The sequence below is a fragment of the Streptomyces tateyamensis genome (genome assembly GCF_003205575.1).
GTDB classification, from domain to species: domain Bacteria; phylum Actinomycetota; class Actinomycetes; order Streptomycetales; family Streptomycetaceae; genus Kitasatospora; species Kitasatospora tateyamensis.
Map to the genome: position 1 here is coordinate 1 of NZ_PYBW01000136.1, position 4,960 is coordinate 4,960.

At 57.9% G+C, this 4,960-nt stretch carries 2 rRNA genes; both read left to right on the top strand.

Annotated features, from left to right (window positions below):
- Positions 1-3: 3 nt before the first annotated feature.
- Positions 4-1,525, top strand: a 16S ribosomal RNA gene (locus C7C46_RS29090).
- A 278-nt stretch (positions 1,526-1,803) separates the two neighbouring features.
- Positions 1,804-4,903 (top strand): 23S ribosomal RNA (locus tag C7C46_RS29095).
- Together the 16S and 23S rRNA genes form the textbook arrangement of a ribosomal RNA operon.
- Positions 4,904-4,960 lie beyond the last annotated feature (57 nt).

Here is a 4,960-nt window from a genome sequence, read left to right on the forward strand (position 1 = left end):
ACATTCACGGAGAGTTTGATCCTGGCTCAGGACGAACGCTGGCGGCGTGCTTAACACATGCAAGTCGAACGGTGAAGCCCTTCGGGGTGGATCAGTGGCGAACGGGTGAGTAACACGTGGGCAATCTGCCCTGCACTCTGGGACAAGCCCTGGAAACGGGGTCTAATACCGGATATTACCTGGGACCGCATGGTTCTGGGTGGAAAGCTCCGGCGGTGCAGGATGAGCCCGCGGCCTATCAGCTTGTTGGTGGGGTAATGGCCTACCAAGGCGACGACGGGTAGCCGGCCTGAGAGGGCGACCGGCCACACTGGGACTGAGACACGGCCCAGACTCCTACGGGAGGCAGCAGTGGGGAATATTGCACAATGGGCGAAAGCCTGATGCAGCGACGCCGCGTGAGGGATGACGGCCTTCGGGTTGTAAACCTCTTTCAGCAGGGAAGAAGCGCAAGTGACGGTACCTGCAGAAGAAGCACCGGCTAACTACGTGCCAGCAGCCGCGGTAATACGTAGGGTGCGAGCGTTGTCCGGAATTATTGGGCGTAAAGAGCTCGTAGGCGGCCTGTCGCGTCGGATGTGAAAGCCCGGGGCTTAACCCCGGGTCTGCATTCGATACGGGCAGGCTGGAGTGTGGTAGGGGAGATCGGAATTCCTGGTGTAGCGGTGAAATGCGCAGATATCAGGAGGAACACCGGTGGCGAAGGCGGATCTCTGGGCCATTACTGACGCTGAGGAGCGAAAGCGTGGGGAGCGAACAGGATTAGATACCCTGGTAGTCCACGCCGTAAACGTTGGGAACTAGGTGTTGGCGACATTCCACGTCGTCGGTGCCGCAGCTAACGCATTAAGTTCCCCGCCTGGGGAGTACGGCCGCAAGGCTAAAACTCAAAGGAATTGACGGGGGCCCGCACAAGCAGCGGAGCATGTGGCTTAATTCGACGCAACGCGAAGAACCTTACCAAGGCTTGACATATGCCGGAAACGGCCAGAGATGGTCGCCCCCTTGTGGTCGGTATACAGGTGGTGCATGGTTGTCGTCAGCTCGTGTCGTGAGATGTTGGGTTAAGTCCCGCAACGAGCGCAACCCTTGTTCTGTGTTGCCAGCATGCCTTTCGGGGTGATGGGGACTCACAGGAGACTGCCGGGGTCAACTCGGAGGAAGGTGGGGACGACGTCAAATCATCATGCCCCTTATGTCTTGGGCTGCACACGTGCTACAATGGTCGGTACAAAGGGCTGCGATGCCGTGAGGCGGAGCGAATCCCAAAAAGCCGGCCTCAGTTCGGATTGGGGTCTGCAACTCGACCCCATGAAGTTGGAGTTGCTAGTAATCGCAGATCAGCATGCTGCGGTGAATACGTTCCCGGGCCTTGTACACACCGCCCGTCACGTCACGAAAGTCGGTAACACCCGAAGCCGGTGGCCTAACCCTTGGGAGGGAGCCGTCGAAGGTGGGACCAGCGATTGGGACGAAGTCGTAACAAGGTAGCCGTACCGGAAGGTGCGGCTGGATCACCTCCTTTCTAAGGAGCACATGGCCGGTTGCGAGCGAATGTCTCGCACGGTTGCTCATGGGTGGAACGTTGACTATTCGGCACACTTGGTTGGTTGTCTCCTAGTACTGCTTCGGCGTGGAACGGTTCGGCTGGTCTGGTGTGTCGGGCACGTTGTTGGGTCCTGAGGGAACGGCTGTATGGCCGATGACCTCAGTGCCGGTCCCAGGCTGGGCGTCCCTTTGGGGGTGTCGGGTGTGGGTGTCTGGTCGTTGTTTGAGAACTGCACAGTGGACGCGAGCATCTGTGGCCAAGTTTTTAAGGGCGCACGGTGGATGCCTTGGCACTAGGAACCGATGAAGGACGTGGGAGGCCGCGATAGGCCCCGGGGAGCTGTCAACCGAGCTTTGATCCGGGGGTGTCCGAATGGGGAAACCCGGCAGTCGTCATGGGCTGTCACCCATACCTGAACACATAGGGTATGTGGAGGGAACGCGGGGAAGTGAAACATCTCAGTACCCGCAGGAAGAGAAAACAACCGTGATTCCGGGAGTAGTGGCGAGCGAAACCGGATGAGGCTAAACCTTGAGTGTGTGAGACCCGGCAGGGGTTGCGCTTGGGGGGTTGTGGGAATGAGCTTGATCGGTCTGCCGGCCGGTCGGCGAGTCAGAAACCGTATGGGTAGTCGAAGGACATGCGAAAGGTCCGGCGTAGAGGGTAAGACCCCCGTAGACGAAATCTGTACGGCTTGCTTGCTCATCTCCCAAGTAGCACGGGGCCCGAGAAATCCCGTGTGAATCTGGCGGGACCACCCGCTAAGCCTAAATATTCCCTAGTGACCGATAGCGGATAGTACCGTGAGGGAATGGTGAAAAGTACCGCGGGAGCGGAGTGAAATAGTACCTGAAACCGTGTGCCTACAAGCCGTGGGAGCCTTCGGGTGACTGCGTGCCTTTTGAAGAATGAGCCTGCGAGTTTGCGGTGTGTAGCGAGGTTAACCCGTGTGGGGTAGCCGTAGCGAAAGCGAGTCCGAATAGGGCGTCTGAGTTGCATGCCCAAGACCCGAAGCGGAGTGATCTAGCCATGGGCAGGTTGAAGCGCGGGTAAGACCGTGTGGAGGACCGAACCCACCAGGGTTGAAAACCTGGGGGATGACCTGTGGTTAGGGGTGAAAGGCCAATCAAACTCCGTGATAGCTGGTTCTCCCCGAAATGCATTTAGGTGCAGCGTCGCGTGTTTCTTGCCGGAGGTAGAGCACTGGATAGGCGATGGGCCTTACCGGGTTACTGACCTTAGCCAAACTCCGAATGCCGGTAAGTGAGAGCGCGGCAGTGAGACTGTGGGGGATAAGCTCCATGGTCGAGAGGGAAACAGCCCAGAACACCGACTAAGGTCCCTAAGCGTGTGCTAAGTGGGAAAGGATGTGGAGTCGCAGAGACAACCAGGAGGTTGGCTTAGAAGCAGCCACCCTTGAAAGAGTGCGTAATAGCTCACTGGTCAAGTGATTCCGCGCCGACAATGTAGCGGGGCTCAAGCACACCACCGAAGTCGTGTCATTCACAGAATACGTCCAACGACGCTGTGGATGGGTAGGGGAGCGTCGTGTTCCGGGTGAAGCGGCCGAGGAATCGAGTCGTGGACGGGACACGAGTGAGAATGCAGGCATGAGTAGCGATACAAGAGTGGGAAACTCTTGCGCCGATTGACCAAGGGTTCCTGGGTCAAGCTGATCTGCCCAGGGTAAGTCGGGACCTAAGGCGAGGCCGACAGGCGTAGTCGATGGACAACGGGTTGATATTCCCGTACCCGCTTTGAAGCGCCAACGCTGAACCTCTGAATGCTAAGGCCGTGAAGCCGCCCTGAGACCTTCGGGTTGAGGGGAGTGGTGGAGCCGCCGGTCCAACAGGGTATTAGGTGAGCGATGGGGTGACGCAGGAAGGTAGTCCAGCCCGGGCGGTGGTTGTCCCGGGGTAAGGGTGTAGGCCGAGTGGTAGGCAAATCCGCCACTCATTGAGGCTGAGACCTGATGCCGAGCCGATTGTGGTGAAGTGGATGATCCTATGCTGTCGAGAAAAGCCTCTAGCGAGTTTCATGGCGGCCCGTACCCCAAACCGACTCAGGTGGTCAGGTAGAGAATACCGAGGCGTTCGGGTGAACTATGGTTAAGGAACTCGGCAAAATGCCCCCGTAACTTCGGGAGAAGGGGGGCCGGAACTGGTGATGAGTCTTGCACTCGGAGCTGGGGCCGGCCGCAGAGACCAGCGAGAAGCGACTGTTTACTAAAAACACAGGTCCGTGCGAAGCCGTAAGGCGATGTATACGGACTGACGCCTGCCCGGTGCTGGAACGTTAAGGGGACCGGTTAGCTCTGATTCGTCGGGGCGAAGCTGAGAACTTAAGCGCCAGTAAACGGCGGTGGTAACTATAACCATCCTAAGGTAGCGAAATTCCTTGTCGGGTAAGTTCCGACCTGCACGAATGGCGTAACGACTTCTCGACTGTCTCAACCATAGGCCCGGTGAAATTGCATTACGAGTAAAGATGCTCGTTTCGCGCAGCAGGACGGAAAGACCCCGGGACCTTTACTATAGCTTGATATTGGTGTTCGGTTCGGCTTGTGTAGGATAGGTGGGAGACTTTGAAGCAGCGACGCCAGTCGTTGTGGAGTCGTCGTTGAAATACCACTCTGGTCGTGCTGGATGTCTAACCTGGGTCCGTGATCCGGATCAGGGACAGTGTCTGGTGGGTAGTTTAACTGGGGCGGTTGCCTCCTAAAGGGTAACGGAGGCGCCCAAAGGTTCCCTCAGCCTGGTTGGCAATCAGGTGTTGAGTGTAAGTGCACAAGGGAGCTTGACTGTGAGACCGACGGGTCGAGCAGGTGCGAAAGCAGGGACTAGTGATCCGGCGGTGGCTTGTGGAAGCGCCGTCGCTCAACGGATAAAAGGTACCCCGGGGATAACAGGCTGATCTTCCCCAAGAGTCCATATCGACGGGATGGTTTGGCACCTCGATGTCGGCTCGTCGCATCCTGGGGCTGGAGTAGGTCCCAAGGGTTGGGCTGTTCGCCCATTAAAGCGGTACGCGAGCTGGGTTTAGAACGTCGTGAGACAGTTCGGTCCCTATCCGCTGTGCGCGTAGGAGTGTTGAGAAGGGCTGTCCCTAGTACGAGAGGACCGGGACGGACGAACCTCTGGTGTGCCAGTTGTCCTGCCAAGGGCATGGCTGGTTGGCTACGTTCGGGAGGGATAACCGCTGAAAGCATCTAAGCGGGAAGCCTGCTTCGAGATGAGCACTCCCACCTCCTTGAGAGGGTAAGGCTCCCAGTAGACGACTGGGTTGATAGGCCGGATGTGGAAGCCCAGTAATGGGTGGAGCTGACCGGTACTAATAGGCCGAGGGCTTGTCCTCAGTTGCTCGCGTCCACTGTGTTGTTCTGAAACAACGACCCCCATCCCGGGATATGTC